12 protein-coding genes and 1 pseudogene are annotated in these 17,217 nt (G+C 47.9%); 3 read left to right on the plus strand and 10 right to left on the minus strand.

What is annotated here, in order from left to right; translation table 11 throughout:
* Positions 1-483 precede the first annotated feature (483 nt).
* The 6 genes from SK066_RS20805 to SK066_RS20830 form a co-directional block, all read right to left on the minus strand.
* The gene (locus SK066_RS20805) at positions 484-1,902 is read right to left on the minus strand and encodes an SGNH/GDSL hydrolase family protein (protein WP_320542845.1); all 1,419 of its coding nucleotides are present in this window, start codon (positions 1,900-1,902) and stop codon (positions 484-486) included.
* 169 nt (positions 1,903-2,071) lie between these two features.
* Entirely contained in the window at positions 2,072-2,350 is a 279-nt protein-coding gene (locus tag SK066_RS20810; protein ID WP_320542846.1) for a hypothetical protein, read from the minus strand.
* A 245-nt stretch (positions 2,351-2,595) separates the two neighbouring features.
* Positions 2,596-3,456, minus strand: coding sequence for an inositol monophosphatase family protein (locus SK066_RS20815; RefSeq protein ID WP_188775692.1), 861 nt, complete (start codon positions 3,454-3,456; stop codon positions 2,596-2,598).
* A 157-nt stretch (positions 3,457-3,613) separates the two neighbouring features.
* On the minus strand, positions 3,614-4,615 hold the full coding sequence (gene uvsE / locus SK066_RS20820; RefSeq protein ID WP_320542847.1) for a UV DNA damage repair endonuclease UvsE: 1,002 nt from the start codon (positions 4,613-4,615) through the stop codon (positions 3,614-3,616).
* Entirely contained in the window at positions 4,612-4,941 is a 330-nt protein-coding gene (locus SK066_RS20825; RefSeq protein WP_188775694.1) for a hypothetical protein, read from the minus strand. Before SK066_RS20825 ends, uvsE begins: the two co-directional genes overlap by 4 nt.
* A 1,047-nt stretch (positions 4,942-5,988) precedes the next feature.
* Entirely contained in the window at positions 5,989-7,080 is a 1,092-nt protein-coding gene (locus SK066_RS20830; RefSeq protein WP_320542848.1) for a D-alanine--D-alanine ligase, read from the minus strand.
* Positions 7,081-7,532: 452 nt separating this feature from the next.
* Here SK066_RS20830 and SK066_RS20835 point away from each other — a divergent pair, with 452 nt between their 5' ends.
* A complete protein-coding gene (locus tag SK066_RS20835) occupies positions 7,533-8,147 on the plus strand; it encodes a hypothetical protein (RefSeq protein ID WP_320542849.1) in 615 nt (204 codons plus the stop codon).
* A 497-nt stretch (positions 8,148-8,644) separates the two neighbouring features.
* Positions 8,645-11,374: an aconitate hydratase AcnA gene (acnA, locus tag SK066_RS20840; protein WP_320542850.1), complete on the plus strand. Its 2,730-nt coding sequence runs from the start codon at positions 8,645-8,647 to the stop codon at positions 11,372-11,374.
* A 193-nt stretch (positions 11,375-11,567) separates the two neighbouring features.
* On the opposite strand, the gene SK066_RS20845 is transcribed toward acnA, so the two are convergent.
* On the minus strand, positions 11,568-12,152 hold the full coding sequence (locus SK066_RS20845) for a hypothetical protein (protein ID WP_320542851.1): 585 nt from the start codon (positions 12,150-12,152) through the stop codon (positions 11,568-11,570).
* A gap of 630 nt (positions 12,153-12,782) precedes the next feature.
* Entirely contained in the window at positions 12,783-13,526 is a 744-nt protein-coding gene (locus SK066_RS20850; protein WP_188775700.1) for an IclR family transcriptional regulator, read from the minus strand.
* Between the two features lie 293 nt (positions 13,527-13,819).
* Between SK066_RS20850 and SK066_RS20855 the strand changes: the two are divergent.
* Positions 13,820-14,797, plus strand: a pseudogene (locus tag SK066_RS20855) (alpha/beta hydrolase); the annotation flags it as partial.
* A 1,095-nt stretch (positions 14,798-15,892) separates the two neighbouring features.
* Here the strand turns inward: SK066_RS20855 and SK066_RS20860 are convergent.
* Positions 15,893-16,063 carry a hypothetical protein gene (locus SK066_RS20860; RefSeq protein WP_188775701.1) on the minus strand — a complete coding sequence of 57 codons (171 nt, stop codon included), beginning with the start codon at positions 16,061-16,063 and terminating at the stop codon, positions 15,893-15,895.
* A 185-nt stretch (positions 16,064-16,248) separates the two neighbouring features.
* A complete protein-coding gene (locus SK066_RS20865; protein ID WP_320542852.1) occupies positions 16,249-17,151 on the minus strand; it encodes an SDR family oxidoreductase in 903 nt (300 codons plus the stop codon).
* Positions 17,152-17,217: the final 66 nt, after the last annotated feature.

The following is a 17,217-nucleotide window of genomic DNA, read 5'->3' on the forward strand; positions in this document are numbered from 1 at the left end:
TTAGCAATTGGTACGTTAATGATTGATGCGTTCATAAATGCGACTTTCTTGATGACGTATCTATATAATCCTGATGGAGCTGTAATCACAACATATTGCGATAGCGCGGAGAGAGATGAGAGGCATGAATGGATTGTAATTTAATGTATATTATAGCGAGGATTATTGAAAAATACAGCGATTTTAATGGAAAAGAGTCCTGACCCATAGCGAAGAAAGCGTGTATCACAATGCCAAATAGCCGAGATGCAGAGGGGACTCTACTGCATTTCGGCTGTTTGAATGAGACATCAATTTATCCATTTTAATTCAGTGATGAAGGTATCAACAAATGTGCAATACAGGCGGTGATAGTACTCGTACTATTGTCCATAGTCCATACTACAGCTCGCACACTTCTATCAGCTCGATACATTCGCTACATCTCCACTAACCGAATACACTGACAATTCTATGCTTACTATTACTGGCGCAAGATTGCTATTACTGACGCACAAATACCGCTTTCCAGCGCTTCACATATTGCACATCATAACCAAGACCGTCTGCGAGTATAGCCAGCGGCACATAGGTTTTGCCTTTTTGGACAAAGGCAGGGGCATCGGTCGGAACATTTTGTCCATTTACCCGAATCGCGTTACCGTTAAGTGGAATGATGACCTTGCTGCTTCCCGTTACCGTCGCTTGCTTCGTCTGCTCCGACCATACAACACGCGCTCCCAGTGCAGTAGTTACATCGCGCAAAGCCACATAGGTACGACCATTACGGACAAGCGGTGGTGTAGAGCTATTCAGCAGTCGTCCATTCGTATAAACGATGGTACGATCGGTAGCATTAACCGAGGTAGGGGGCGTACGGTAGCCATTTTCACCCCAGATTGCACGGCTAAAAGCAACTGCAATCGACTGGTAGCCGCTCGCATTCGGATGAATATCACCCTCGGCAATATGTGTCATGCTCAGCTCATTACCTTTGAATGCTTCAGCAATATGGGCGACGCGAACATCCTTGCCCTGTGCCTTATAGCTGGATGCCGTCTGACTTACAATCTCACTGAATTGAGCAGCCAGAGCATTCAGATTGCTATACAAGCCTGCACCGGACACGGCAGGTACAGGTTGGTATTGGTCAGCGATCACAATCGTTGCCGATGGATTCAGCGCGATCAACTGATCAACAATTGCCTTGAGGTTCGTTTCATAGCCGCTAATAACTGGCTCCAGATTCAGACCGGACAGATCCTGTGGCAATGCGGTCAGTGAGCCGAGTGCATTGAGAAAATCATTACCACCGATCGTAATCGTGATCAGGTTGGCGCTGCGAATCTGCTTCGCTACACTCGCACCATCCAGCGTACGTGCAGCACCCGGCAGATTGCTCTGAATATCGCTTGTGCTGACCTTCTTGCCTGCGGTGATTGCATTCAGATAGTTATGCAGACCACTGCTCGTTAAGCCGAGAATCCCTTCATTATCGACTGTCGCTCGCCCGCGGAATAGCTCCTGCTCCTTCAAACGAACGGTAAAGCCATCATAGCTGGACGCCTTGCGATCTGGCTCATAGCCTACAGTCAGCGAATCGCCTAAGAAGACGATATTAGGATATGCTTGGTTGCCACCTTTGGCGATGGTAGAGCTTGGTATAGACGAAGTGCTGGCAGCGGTGACCGTTGCTGCTCCGTTTATAGCACCTGCTCCATGTGCGATAGAGACTGGAAGAGTGCTACTGCCCAACAGCAATGCAGTCACAGCACCGGAAAGGAGCATGTGACGCCACATCTTTCTTTTATTCTTCATTACTGTTAAAGACGAGATGTGGTCGGTTACGGTTCGTTGCTGACGAAACATTGACGGTGACTGGGTAGCATCGTTACGGTGGGGCTCAGGCTTTATTTTATTCATAAGTCGCTCCTTTTTCGCTGTTCGCCTAGTCTATTGAGGTGGTCAACATCTATACAAAAAACTAAAAAACGGCTGCGGTAGCCAGATTGCGGACTACGGCAGCCGTATGGCTTTGATGTGGATATCAATCGGAATTCAGGATAGACAAACAGATTCAATTCCGCTCTAATTATCCTTCATTTGCTCCCGATTCTTTGGCGTTTTCGTGATTCGTCTGCTCCGGGTGCTGCGCTCGCTTCAAATAATCATCATAACGATCATCCAGCTCACGAGCGATTTTGCGGTATTGTAGCGTCTCTTCGACGATCGGGTCATGCTCCATCTGGATGCGCACCTCATACTTCGGTGGAATCATTCGACGCTCACGACGATCACGTTCCTCCTCCACCATCTCCCCGTCGGTCAGACGCTCACTCAGTTCACGTTCCAGTTCGTCGGATGATGACATATACGCTCACTCCCCTGCATCGTAAGGTTTGGTAGTCTTTGCTATTAGCTTTCACATGTGTAAACGCCATCTCAGTTGTGCCAGCACTGCGTATGATGCTACACCTTCGCATAACGATGTAACGCATAAAGCTGTATCATCGTACGACCATGCAGTGGATCGCCTGCTACTGAATCTTAGTTGACTGTTAGATGACTGGCTGACTACTGTTTATTTACCCGTTTGCCCCTGTATAAAATCAGTTCTTACTTCGGCAATGCCGTCAATCCAGACGCGTGCAGCTCTTGCAGCAGCTCTTCATGGATATGTCCATTCGTTGCCGCGATATTGCGTACAGTAATGTCATAATCGGAACCTGAAATATCACCGATGCGACCACCGGATTCAGTAACGAGCAATGCACCTGCTGCCAGATCCCATGCGTTCAAGCCCACTTCCCAGTACGCATCAAGGCGACCTGCTGCCACATAGGCAAGATGCAGCGCTGCCGAGCCGCCGTTCCGAATACTGCGTACCTTTGGCAGCAGATCCACCAGCGACTTCGTATTGCGCTCTACGCTGTTGTTGGCAGGAAAGCCTGTTGCTACCAGGCATTCAGACAGCTTCATATGATCTGCAACCTTCATCAGATTACCGTGTACATAGGCGCCTTTACCCTTTTCTGCTACGAATAGCTCATCATGGGTTGGATCATAAACGACACCAACGATCACCTCACCCTTATGGGCAACCGCAATCGAGACACAGTAAAATGGGAAGCCATGCACAAAGTTCGTCGTCCCATCAATCGGGTCTACAATCCATACATATTCCTCATCCTTCACCGCTTCGACTGCACGAATCGAGGCTTCTGCACCGACACCAGCGCTTTCTTCACCAAGAAAGGCATCGCCTGGGCAATACGTCTGCACCAGCTTGCGAATCATCTGCTCTGCGCCTTTATCCACTTCGGTTACGAGATCCTGTGAGGAGGTCTTCGTATCGAGCTGACGATAGCTGCCTAGCTTACTCTTGATCCATTCGCCTGTTTTGGATGCTGCATTGATCGCTACAGCGACACGACTTTTACTGCTGACAACATAGGGCTGCTTTTGGTTATCTTCCATGTTCAATCCCCCTGGGTATATTAGACCGACAGCTTCTGCTGCGATCTGGTTTTCAAGCTTGCATGTGAATATTCATTAAGTATGGACACAGACCGCTGAGCGTATCCATTTGGAATGACTCGCCTTGCCTGCATCAGTTTAGACATATCGTCTGTCTTTAAGGTAACACTTCGATACTGGCTTTGTCGATGATGCGTACCCCATCCCCTTCAAGGGCGCGCAAATCGTTCATTAATTGCAGCAATGCCAGATCCTTATGCTTCGCCTCCAGCATCACATCGAGATGACTGGACGTACGGGCTGCCTGACGTAAAAAGTCGAGTAACGGCCCGGCCTCCACCCCATCTGCATGACTGCGGCGATCGGTCGCGCTGCGTGGGCTAGACGCATGAATCTTCGGTGGCAAATGACTACCCTCCGGTACGTCTGTACGCGCCAGCGGTGATTCCCACGTACGCGCAATATCCGGCCAGTACAGCGATGCTGGCTCACCCTCGCAGTTCACCATATGATGGTGAATATCGAGCACCATCGGCAATCCGGCACGCTGCGCGATATCCAGCGTCTCAGGTGTCGTAAACGTCTTGTCGTCATTTTCAAGTGTAATGCGGCAGCGAATATCATCATCCAGTGTAGCAAATTGCTCTACAAATCGATCACCTGAGGTCGGCTTATCGCCATAGGCACCGCCGACATGAATGTTATTTTTCGATCTCGCGTCCAGTCCCATCGCCTCCAGCATACTTACATGGTGACGCAGGTCGCGTACAGCGGCTTCCAGCACCTCAGGCTTGGGCGTATTAATGACAGTAAAATGATCCGGGTGAAAGGATACCCGTAGATTATGCTTGCGTACATATTCACCGATCTCGGCAAACTCCGGTTGCAGCACAGCTACCGGGTCCCAGTCCTGTAGCTCGGCATGGGTAGCCAGCGGAATGAGCTTGGAGCTCATGCGGTACATATGGATATCCTCTGCTACATTATGCTTGAGCACGCGCAGTGTCGTTTGCAGATTAGCGCGTCCGATCGCTTCTAGTCTGCGCAGCGCTGCATCCCGGTCAGGTAGCTTGCGAAAATTGGTCATCGTCATCGTCTTAGAGGGAGAAGCATCCTTGAGCTGTAATGAGATGGCGACGTAACCAAAGCGGACGATCATACGTCCAGCTGCTCCTGCTCACCAAAAAACATTTCGTGTGCCAGCTCGGTTTGCACGCGTGATTCCTCCGGTGTTAGCTTACGAATCAGCTCCATCTCTACTTCGGTCACCTCTTGACCTTGAAAGTTGATCTCAGCGATGCAGCCGGTAATTTTTACGATGGCGATGGCTGTATTTTCCGGAGTGTAGGCGATGACCTTTTGTCCGGTGGGAAATACGCGGAAGCCTTGTTTGACCATTTTGCCTTTGCCATATTCGAGCATGTCCAGTAGCTCTTGCTCGCTTTTGAATTTGCAGACGGAATTGAATTCAGTTTGAAAGCCCATATTGTTGCCTCCTTGATAAAGTGGTTGGAGTGGTGTTGTAGTTGGTTATTGTTCGTGGTTTTCCTTATTAAACCATAAACCGTTTAGTGGGTGGGTATAACAGGTGGGCTGGTTGGTTTTACTGGTTTGCAGCTTGAGATGATGGGTTGTGGTTGATATGGGGCGTTGTTGAGCAGAGATCACTGCGCGTTGTTGAGTAGGGACCACTGCGCTTTGTTGAGCAAAGACCACTGCGGGAAGGAATAAGGGGACGGGCTCAGTGGAGCCGCGGGAATCTACGGATTAGGAAGGAATGTAGATTCCCGCCCCTCCAAAATCGCCCTTTCCCCTTATTTCCTTCCCTCCGTTCTGTGCTGGATCAGCATGTGAGTTTTCTAGACTTTAAAGTCTTACATTTAAAAGTTGCACAGTCGCTTGGTCGTGCATTTTTATTTACAAGCTCATCTATCCAGCAGCACCTAGCGCCTAACAACCAACACCTAACACCTAACACCTAACACCTAACACCTAACACCTAACACCTAACACCTAACACCTAACACCTAACACCTAACACCTAACACCTAACACCTAACACCTAACACCTAACACCTAACACCTAACACCTAACACCTAACACCTAACACCTAACACCTAACACCTAACACCTAACACCTAACACCTAACACCTAACACCTAAGCAATTGTGATGTGAACCAGCTAGAATTAGGAAGACATAATAACTCAGTGACCTATTTTGCCTTTATACAGCTATACGGCAATTATAAGGCCTCATTAATATATTGAATGTCCAAGTTAGCTACCAACAGCTTAACTATGGGTAAAAGGAAGCTCACCTCACCTGCAATAATTCGGAACATTTCAAGTCAATGCATCAACTACAATAACTTCACTGCAAGCAGAGTACCTTCAATGAAGTAAGCTGTTATCACCATATTAGCGCTGATCCTTTACTAGCAATCGCAAATTCAAAAGCGAATTAAATATAGCCCCGATCACATTAGTGTGACGGGGCTATATGGCGAGCGCCGTCTGTCAGACAAGGGCTTAGTCGCGCTTGAATTGCAGGGTGTGACGCTTGTTGTAGCGATCTAGACCGAGCTGGATGAGCTGGTCGAGTAGTTCTGGGTAGGATTTGCCGGTTTCGCGCCACAGGAGTGGGTACATGCTGTATGCGGTGAAGCCTGGCATGGTGTTGACTTCGTTGATCATGATTGCGCGGTCGCTGCGGCGGACGAAGAAGTCGGCGCGGCATAGACCGTTACCATCGATCGCTTTGAAGGCACGCAGGGCGAGCTCGCGCAGGTTTTCTGCCAGCTCGCTGTCGATCTCGGCTGGGATGATCATGCGGGAATTACCGTCGATGTATTTGGCATCGTAATCGTAGTAGTCGCTGGAGGATACGATCTCGCCAGGTACGGAAGCAAGCGGCAGCTCGTTACCGAGTACGCCGACTTCTACCTCATGCGCGTCTACGGCTTCTTCAACTACGACTTTCAGGTCAAAGCGCAGGGCATATTGGATCGCGCGTTCCAGCTCGGCGCGGTCTTTTGCTTTGCTGATGCCTACACTGGAGCCGAGATTGGCTGGTTTTACGAAGCATGGGAAACCAAGATTGTGCTCAATCGCGCCGAGAATATCATGTGCATTCGCTTCATATTCAGCCGCGATGAACGTTTCATATTTACATTGTGGCAAGCCTGCCTGAGCAAATAGACTTTTCATAATCGCTTTGTCCATACCTGCGGAGGATGCGAGTACACCCGCGCCCACGTAAGGCATATCCATCATTTCAAACAAGCCCTGAATTGTACCGTCTTCTCCATATGTACCATGCAGTAATGGGAACAATACGTCGATCAGACTTTCCTGACCACTCAGCTTGCGCCATAGTACGCTCATCGCCTCGGCTGTAGCGGATTCGCCGCCGTTCAATTGCAATGCTTCCAGGCTTGCTGGTGCCGAAGTATGCGTCTCTCCCATATTCCAGCGTCCCTGCTTATCGATATATACCGGTACTGCGTTATATTTGCCATAATCGAGTGCATTCATTACCGAAAATGCTGTTTGTAATGATACCTCGTGCTCACCGGATTTGCCGCCGTAGATCAATCCTACGGTCAATTTTGCTGCTGTCATGTCGGAACCCCCGTTAATTGTTGTTCATATTTGGAATTGTCATCTGAAAGTAAGGTCAAAAGGTACAGTCGTCGTTGCTGTCCGCATGCCAAAATCCGTTTTTTTTACGATACAATAGCCATACGCGGCAAACGAACAGGCAGGCTGTGTGATGGCCTTTATTCAGTATAAATGTTCCGAAGGATGGCTGCAAAAAAAGTTTGGTTATTCACCTAAATTAACAGCTCAGAATACCTATACATCTCAGATATCCTGCGAATAGCTCTGACAGGATTTATAAGGGAGATCATTTATTAAGGTATATAAGGTATAGATGAAGTAAAAGAATATATTCTGCTTCAATCTTCATGAACGTTATGGACCTACTGCACCCATCGCTTAAGATCGACCGATACGCTACGATTTTATCTATCATTTAACTGCTGTTAGAACACGATCCGAAAGGAGACACTATGCTCAAACGACTCGTTTGGAAAGAACATGATCTCTACTCTATTCAATTAAAGAACGATTTGTACATTCTCGCACAGCTTCTACATAAGCCGTATGTTGCTTTTTTTAATATTCAATCTAACATTGGCGATTTTACAGACGAACAGCTGGATCTCATTCAGACCGAGCCGCTTGGCGTATGCTGTGTTTTGAAGGACTTTATCAAAACCTGCGCTGAACGCAAAATAACTGCTACCTATGCTCCTAATCTACACATTCAGCTACCAGAATTATTTATTAGCGAAGATCCTGAGCAGTGGATGCAGCGCTCCAGCATTGCAGACGTAGCTCGTATCTACAATCTTGTTCACATCGACCCTTTGCTTGGTGATCAGGGGATCCTCACCAACCCGATTCAGGTGCGCGATATTCAGAACAATGCGCCAGATTGCTGGGATCGCTACGAGCTGGTAGGGCATAATACTGGCTATGAGCTGATTAGGCGGCTTCTTTTATCGATCCAACACGGGCAATGGATCGATCCTGAAAAAGAAAAGCGTCGCACGGGTAGCGATCCTTATCCGCTCCAAACGCTCAGTGAGTTGTGGGCGGCAGGTGTACCCCGTTATAAATAGAAATGATCGTAAGTTTATGATATTCACTTTGATGCTAGTGGTTCTAATTCGACTGCAATAGCAAACGATATACGTTATGCAGCTTCTAGTGTTAATTTGATTATCCGACCTTTCATATGTAGCTTAGATTACACGTATACATATTTCTGCGAATTGATGACGTACATCATTGAAATTCTCTTTCGAATTTACCAGTTCAACTTCTTTCACAAAACTATAAATCTTTAAAACAAAACAGGTTGCTGACAAAGGAGAACCTGTTTTGTTGTTATACATTTTTATATTCTACATATTCCCAAATTCTCCCCAAAAAGACCTTTACGATCTTCCATGTAAACGGTATACTTAATAGTAGTGATCAATTTTGAAATCAAGTTTCATTCTGTGAAACACTCATTCTGTATATACACGATTGTTTCTGTCAGATTGAATCTTTTTCACCACTTCCATCTTTTGCTGTAATTTGTAAGCCGTATTTCATTCAAGGAGGTTCATCTATGTCCGTTAAAGATTCATTTTCCGTTGGCCGTGAACTGAAAGTGAAAGACAAGAGTTACCGCTATTTCAGCCTTGAAGCGCTGAAAGAAAAAGGCTTTACCAGCATTGACAAGCTGCCATTCTCGATTCGCGTGCTGCTTGAAGCAGCCGTTCGTCAATTCGACGGTCGTGCGATTACCGAGGAGCATGTAAAGCAACTCGCGGGATGGGCTGAAGGCCGCGAAGAGAAAGAAATTCCATTTATCCCTGCACGTATCGTATTGCAGGATTTTACTGGCGTACCGGTCGTAGTAGACCTTGCCGCTATGCGCGATTACGTGAAAAGCCAGGGCGGCGATCCAAAGCAAATCAACCCGCTCGTACCGGTTGACCTCGTTATCGACCACTCTGTTATGGTAGATGCATTCGGTACTCCTGATGCACTTGAATATAATGTGAACGTTGAATTTGAGCGTAATGAAGAGCGTTACCGTTTCCTGCGCTGGGCGCAAACGGCATTCGATAACTTCCGCGCTGTGCCACCTTCGACTGGTATCGTGCACCAGGTTAACCTGGAGTACCTCGCTTCTGTAGCGGCTACCAAAACCGTTGATGGCGAAACACAGGTCTTCCCTGATTCCCTCGTAGGTACAGACTCCCACACGACCATGATCAATGGTCTTGGCGTTGTTGGCTGGGGTGTTGGTGGTATCGAGGCAGAAGCAGGTATGCTGGGACAACCGCTGTACTTCGTTATGCCTGAGGTTATCGGCTTCAAGCTGACAGGTAGCCTGAGCGAAGGAGCAACCGCAACTGACCTTGCACTGACCGTTACCGAAATGCTGCGTAAAAAAGGCGTAGTTGGTAAATTCGTAGAGTTCTATGGTCCGGGCCTTGCTAATATTAGTCTGGCTGACCGTGCAACAGTAGCGAATATGGCTCCTGAGTACGGTGCAACGATTGGTTTCTTCCCGGTTGACGAAGAAACACTGTTCTACATGCGCAACACCGGTCGTTCCGACGAGCAGGTTGAACTCGTTGAAGCGTACTACAAAGCGCAAAACATGTTCCGTACTTCCGAAACACCTGATCCGACCTTCACAGATGTGATCGAGCTGGATCTGGCTTCGGTTGTACCGAGTCTTGCAGGTCCGAAGCGTCCACAGGATCGCATCGAGCTGACCAACATGAAAACAAGCTACAACTCCGCAATCCGTACACCAGTTGAATCCGGTGGCTACGGTCTGTCCGATGCGAAGATCGCTGAGAAGGTTCCAGTTCAGCATCCAAACGGCAAGAAGAGCGAAATGAGCGCAGGCGCTGTTGTTATCGCCGCAATCACAAGCTGCACGAACACCTCGAACCCGAGCGTTATGCTGGGTGCAGGTCTGCTCGCGAAAAAAGCCGTTGAGCGCGGACTGAGTGTTCCAGGCTATGTGAAAACAAGTCTGACACCAGGTTCCCTCGTTGTTACCGAGTATCTGCAAAAAGCAGGCGTAGATACCTACCTGGAGCAGCTCGGCTTCTACCTCGCAGGCTACGGCTGTGCAACATGTATCGGTAACTCCGGTCCATTGCCAGACGAAGTGAGTCAGGCGATTGCAGACAACGACATGACTGTTGCTTCTGTACTGTCTGGTAACCGTAACTTTGAAGGTCGCGTACACGCTCAGGTGAAAATGAACTACCTGGCTTCTCCGCCACTCGTTGTTGCCTACGCACTGGCAGGAACGGTAGACATCGATCTGACGAACGACCCAATCGGTCACGACCAGCAGGGCGAGCCCGTTTACCTGAAAGATATCTGGCCAACTGCGAAAGAAATCCGCGATGCGATCGCACTGTCGATCAATCCGGAAATGTTCCGCAGCCGCTATGAAAATGTATTTACAGCGAACAAGCGTTGGAACGAAATCCCTGTACCACAGGGCGAGCTGTACGAGTGGGATGAGAAATCCACGTACATTCAGAACCCACCGTTCTTCCAGAACCTGGGCGACAGCCTGAATGATATCGAGGATATCCGTCATGCACGCGTACTCGCACTGATGGGCGATTCCGTAACAACTGACCATATCTCGCCAGCAGGTAACATTTCCCCATCTTCACCAGCGGGTCAATACCTGAAGGAGCGCAATGTTGAGCGCAAAGACTTCAACTCCTACGGCTCCCGTCGTGGTAACCACGAAGTTATGATGCGCGGTACATTTGCCAACATCCGTATCCGTAACCAGGTGGCTCCTGGCACTGAGGGCGGCGTAACGAAATATCTGCCAACCGACGAAGTGATGTCCATCTACGATGCATCCATGCGTTACCAGGCAGAAGGCCAGAATCTGGTCGTTATCGCTGGTAAAGAGTACGGTACAGGTAGCTCCCGTGACTGGGCAGCAAAAGGTACGTTCCTGCTCGGCGTGAAAGCCGTTATCGCTGAAAGCTTTGAGCGTATCCACCGTAGTAACCTGGTCGGTATGGGCGTACTGCCACTGCAATTCCAGGAAGGCTATAGCTGGAAACAGCTGGGTCTGAACGGTACAGAAGTATTCGATATCGTAGGTCTGAGCAATGATGTAACACCAGGTCAAACCCTGAACGTTACAGCGAAGCGCGAAGACGGCACAACATTCGAATTCCCTGCAACCGTTCGTCTGGACAGCGCGGTAGACGTAGACTACTACCATAACGGTGGTATCCTGCAAACCGTTCTGCGTCAGATGATCCAGAACACGAACAAGGGTGAAACGGTTTAATTCGTTTTCGCTAATGATGTAATAGCCTCACATGCTTATACAACGCAATCGTATTGCTAGTAGAACAGCATGATGATCAAAAAAAACAGCCTGCTACTCCTGATGGAGTTAGCAGGCTGTTTTGGTTTATATATGGATCGATCTTGTGCCTTACTTATTGAATACACAAGAGTTAAATACATACGAGCTTTGCTTATTTCATTTCGCGGTGACGGCGACGATGGCGCGATATCCAGAGCGAAGCCCAGATGATCACTACAGCAGATACAAGGATACCCACATATAGTCGGTATCCATTTAACCATATATTACTCCCAGCCAATAATGGAATACTTGCTACCGTACTCAACCGTTTAAGCTCCGCTGCACCGTCTGGACTACTTAGCTTATAATTGCCTGAGCATGCACTGGTTGCAAGTGCGCCGCCCTCGTTATCATATGCATACACAATATAACTGCTTCCCTTTTCGAATGTATAACCGCAAGCTGCTGATTCTCCACTTGTCTCTACTGACATACGTTGATGTACGCCTTCCGACCATCCTTGCTGCACATCCAGCGTCACCTGCTTTGCATTCCATTCGGACGATATCATCGCTGGACGAATCGCGATGACTTTACCAGAAAATACAGCTTCTGCACGCTTTAGCTTATCTGAGAAGGAAGACTCCACCGCACAGCTACACGCATATGCCGATTTGGCTGTAAGCCCTGATATGGTGAATAGAATTCCCGTACACGTTAATAATACAAGTAGGGTATGAGCGATTCGTTTCATGATAACCTCCTTGGATTGGGCATCTGTACATTCTGTGAGTTTGTATCTTATAAGTAGTTCGACTTTCTAGTTGTATATGTATGTATATATTGAACACATATAATAAGGATAATGTTGCTTTAAAACCTTTTTATTCCATTTTTAATTTAGACTTTCTGTTCTCTGTTCTCTGTTCTCTGTTCTCTGTTCTCTGTTCTCTGTTCTCTGTTCTCTGTTCTCTGTTCTCTGTTCTCTGTTCTCAAGTATGCGATTGAATCGATCTGCATTTCAAAGAGATATTTTATACTCTAGATTTATTTGCTATACATTCATTTAAGAGACACTTTTACTCTAGTTAGTGATCATAATGGCTGTAATCAATTTACGTAAAAACATGCTGTTCCACCTCAAACAGCACAATAAAAAAGCAGCCCCAGCGATACGGGATGTACTATCTCCGAATCATTCAGACTGCTTTTATCATGTCGATTACTTGCTTTATACGATTTTGCTTACAATACGATATGCTTTTCTGTTAGAACGAGACGATTCGCTCATAATCATGTACACAATTTTGTAAATGAAGTGGATCGGCATTTATACCTTTTAACAGTGCTACTTCTCATTTCGCATCTAACTCTAATGCCACATCTACCGTAGCTTAATCCCCATATCATGCGCCACCTCAATCAGAATCGGCGCATACTCATGCAGCTTATCCATCGACAATCGGCTCACAGGCCCCGATAACGACAGCGATGCACGTAGCTGACCTGCACTATCAAAGATCGGCACAGCTACCGCCGCCGCACCCGGCTCACGTTCCTCATAACTTGTCGAATATCCACTCTGATGCACCTCATCCAGTTGCTGACGATACATATCTGGATCGACATTGGGCGGCCATTCGGACATACCGAGGATATGCTCACGCTCCTGCTCGCTGGAGAAGGCGACCAGCACCTTGCTGGATGCACCTACCGTCAATGGCAGACGGGCGCCGACTGGAGCAACACGTCGAATCGCCTGATTGCTCTGCACGGCTTGAATACGCAGACGCTCCGCACCATCGCGGATGTACAAACTGATCGTTTCGCCGAGACGGTCGCGCAATTGTTCCATATCTGGCAGTAGCATCGTTGCTGGATCGTCACTCTGAGATAGATGGGTAGACAGCTCCCAAATTTTAATACCGAGGCGGTATTTATCGGTTGCGCTATTCCGCACAACGAAGCCCTTTTCCTCTAATGTGGCGAGCAGGCGATGCACGGTGCTTTTGTGCAGTCCAATCTCCGATGCGATCTCGGTGAGTCCCAAATCGCCAGACCGGGTAAAACAAAGTAGTATATCAAGCGCACGCTCCACGGCGCGCACCGTTAACTTGCGATCTTCCATTATCATTCGCCTCCACTGGCTGCTTCTATAGGGGCAGCCGTTCTATGCTGCGATTGCTTGTGAATCTAGTTTCACGGAATGAAACCTGGTTACATAAATTATATCGAAGCTATGTGTAAACGTAAAGCAAAATAGACCGATAATGTATGTAAGGTTTGCGCTTGACGCTGGATACCGACTCAGGTCAGTGATACAATGATTTATTATGAAAACGGCTTGTTCCCTTGCTGAATATTGCCGTGTACTCCATGTATTTACCAAATTTTTTCATTTTCAGGAGGGGCCTTATTCCTATGTCTACCACTGCTGAACGTAACAACAGGACCCCGTCTTCCCAGCCGGACGAAACGCCCATTATGCTGACGCGGCAATTGCGCTTCAAGCATATTATTGTAGCTTTTTTATTGTCTATCGTATTTTTCTTTCTGTTTTGTTTTGTGGCGTTGCACGCGTATATCGCCTGGGTGCTGTCCTATCCGACAGTCGCCAATGTATACTCTAATCCGATGCAAGCGAAAAACATGCCGTACGAGGACATTTCCTTTCCCGCTCGGGATGGTAGTCGGATGATGCAGGGCTGGTATATTCCAGCGGAAACGAAGTCGAATAAAACGATTATTTTCAGCCACGGCTATGGTGCCAATCGGGAGGAAACGTGGATTCCGATGTACGATCTGGCTCATTTTGCACACAGGCTTAATTTTAACGTGATTATGTTCGATTATGGCTTTGCCTCTAAAACGAATAAAGAAGTCGCTACCGGCGGTAAAAAGGAAGCCCAGCAGCTACTCGGAGCGATCGATCTCGCCAAACAGCGCGGTGCCAAGGAGCTGGTCGTCTGGGGCTTCTCGATGGGTGCAGGTACAGCGTTACAGGCTGGGCTGCTCACCGATCAGGTGGATGCGATGATTCTGGACAGTACATTCTTGCTGGAGCCGGATACGCTATACTACAACATCCGTCAGCAGCTCGATCTGCCACAGCATCCAACGATTGATATTATGGAAATGCTACTTCCGATCGTAAATGGAACGAGCTTGAATCAGATTCCTTATCCACAGGTAAAGAAAAAGGATTATCCGTTCCCGATCTTCTTTATCCATGGTACGCAGGATAGCAAGGCACCTTACCAGATCGCCGAGCTGCTCGCTGCCAACCAGACGAATCCGAATTCAGAGCTATGGGTTATTCCAGGCGCACACCATGAGCTGGAATTCCGCGAGCATCCGCGTGAATACCTGCGTAACGTATCCAACTTCCTTAGCAAGATTAATCTGGCTGCTTCGGAAGATGTGAAAAATGAACCGATGCTTGGTGATACGAACGGGGATACCGATGCAGGCTCGACTACCAACTCCACGCCAATCCCTGCGTCCGAGGCTGGAAAGCAGAACAACGGTGCTAGCATCGACAAGAATGGTGTGAAGAATCCAGATCCTGATCTGGATACGAACAATAGCAGTAGTCAGGGTACGCATAGTAGTACAAGTAGTGATAAAGGTAGTTCTGGTAGTTCTGGTAGTTCTGGTAGTTCTGGTAGTTCTGGCACTACTAATTCTTCTAAGACTTCCACTACCTCTACGAATGGCACTGAGCCAAGCGCCACAGGTACCGGACAGAAATGAACACAATAACCGATCGGTAAGATCATTTTCCAAGTTAGCTATACTCATGCAATATCATAAGATCGCCCCTTCCCTTGAGCGTCTGGTGCTGTAACGGGAAGGGGCGATTGGTTTATTTACGATGGATAGCTGTAGCCGATCTACAATTATTGTACACTGCATCGTTTATTTACACTTTCTAATCTTTCTCCTGCTTAGATAAGATGAGAGTCGTTGTATATAATATATTGCTCATATGCAGGCTACGGCTATATTTGTATGAATACGTGTTGGCTGTATTCATCTACACGCCTAGCTATATTAGCGTTTTGCTTATCCTTTGGCTTTATATGTAGACTCGACCAGCTATAAGGTATCCATAGCTGTCCTATCCGCTTTTCATACAGCTTCCGTATGATCTGGTCATTCCTGCTCTCCTCCATTTCCAGTACAAGCAAAAAACGCCTCCTTCCACGATGGAAAGAGACGTTTTTTGCTCGTTAGAGATATTTCGTTTAGATCGATACCATTTGAACATAGATACGATGCAGCCAAGCCCAGCGCTGTAATACAGTCATATACGACATTACAGATGTACCTACGCGATATCATGTATGTTTTTGTACGATGTACAAGTGCGTTATATTTAGAATGTAATCAAGTTCGAATTTGTTGTAGGTGCGCCTATTCGTCCAATGCTGTTCATTCATCCAACGGATCGAAGACTCGTGTCGTTCCCTCGTTAGCTGAATGATAGCCCTTTCAGGAAGAACGCTTCAATTCCATATGCACAGGGCTCATCTGCTCCGGTGCTTCGGCACAATGCTGACAGTGACCATGTAGTACGTACTTCACATGCTCCAATACATTCTCAATCTCATGTCCACACTTGCTGCATACGACAAAATTTTTGCTCTTGTATGTGTTGTTCATGTTGTCCTCACCTTTGTCTACAGAAGTTGTTCTAGACAGATATTCGGGCGGAGTAGCCTGCGCTACCAACCTGTCCCATCTAGTATTAACCCTGCGAACGACAAGCTAATCACGTAAACCTGTACAGAGCATGTAATATTTTGGAGCTACACTAAGGAAGCAAGTCGGCTATCTTGCAACGAATGTTAACGAAGCACCCGATCAATGATACCCTCTAGCAGCCCCCACGGAAGGATGCGTTTTGCCCATACAAGTATGCCTGTCCCTTGCCCTACGGCATAGCGAAGACGAGGACGACGCTTGTTCACCAGTCGCCCGATCAGCTGTGCCACCTGCTGTGGATCAGGCGCATGCTGTGAGCTATGACGCGAGTAGGCTAGCACGGCTTCCAGATGATCTTTATACGGCGAATCCTCGGTTGTATGAATCGCCGATAAGCCCTTATTCCAGATCGCTGTTCGATAAGCACCCGGCTCCACCAGTACGATATGCACACCATAGCGCGCCATCTCCTGCCGCAGGCTTTCGCTAAAGCCCTCAACGGCGAATTTTGAGGTCGCATAGGGTGCATAGCCTGGAAAGGCAGCGATGCCGCTAATGCTGCTCATATTAATGATCATACCGCTACGCTGCTGGCGCATGATCGGCAGCACCGCACGCGTGACCGCAATCATGCCAAACACATTCGTCTCCAGCTGAGAACGCCATGCTTCCATCGGCACATGCTCAATAAAGCCACCTGCCGCATAGCCTGCATTATTAATCAGCACATCCAGCCGTCCATACTGCTGGACGATACCAGCAATCGCCTGTGCAATCGAGTGATCCTCGTTCACATCCAAGCGTACATAAGCGATCTGCGCTTGTAGCCCTTCCTGTATCGCCTGCTGCTCCAATTGCTCGCGGCGGGATAGATCACGCATCGTTGCAATCACCTGCCAGCCCTGTCTGGCGAGCACGAGCGCAATGAGTAGCCCGAATCCGCTGGAGCTACCGGTAATGAGTGCCACGCGCTTATCGGAATGCCCCTGCCCAGCAGTAGCTTGCTGTGGTGAGGAAGAATGCAGCGTTCTATTTGCTTTTGCCATGCGAGCGTCTCCTTTCCGTGCTATCTTTACTAATTTCATATGTAGAGGGATATGTGATCTACTATG

Source organism: Paenibacillus hunanensis (assembly GCF_034055775.1).
In the GTDB taxonomy this organism is placed as follows: domain Bacteria; phylum Bacillota; class Bacilli; order Paenibacillales; family Paenibacillaceae; genus Saccharibacillus; species Saccharibacillus hunanensis.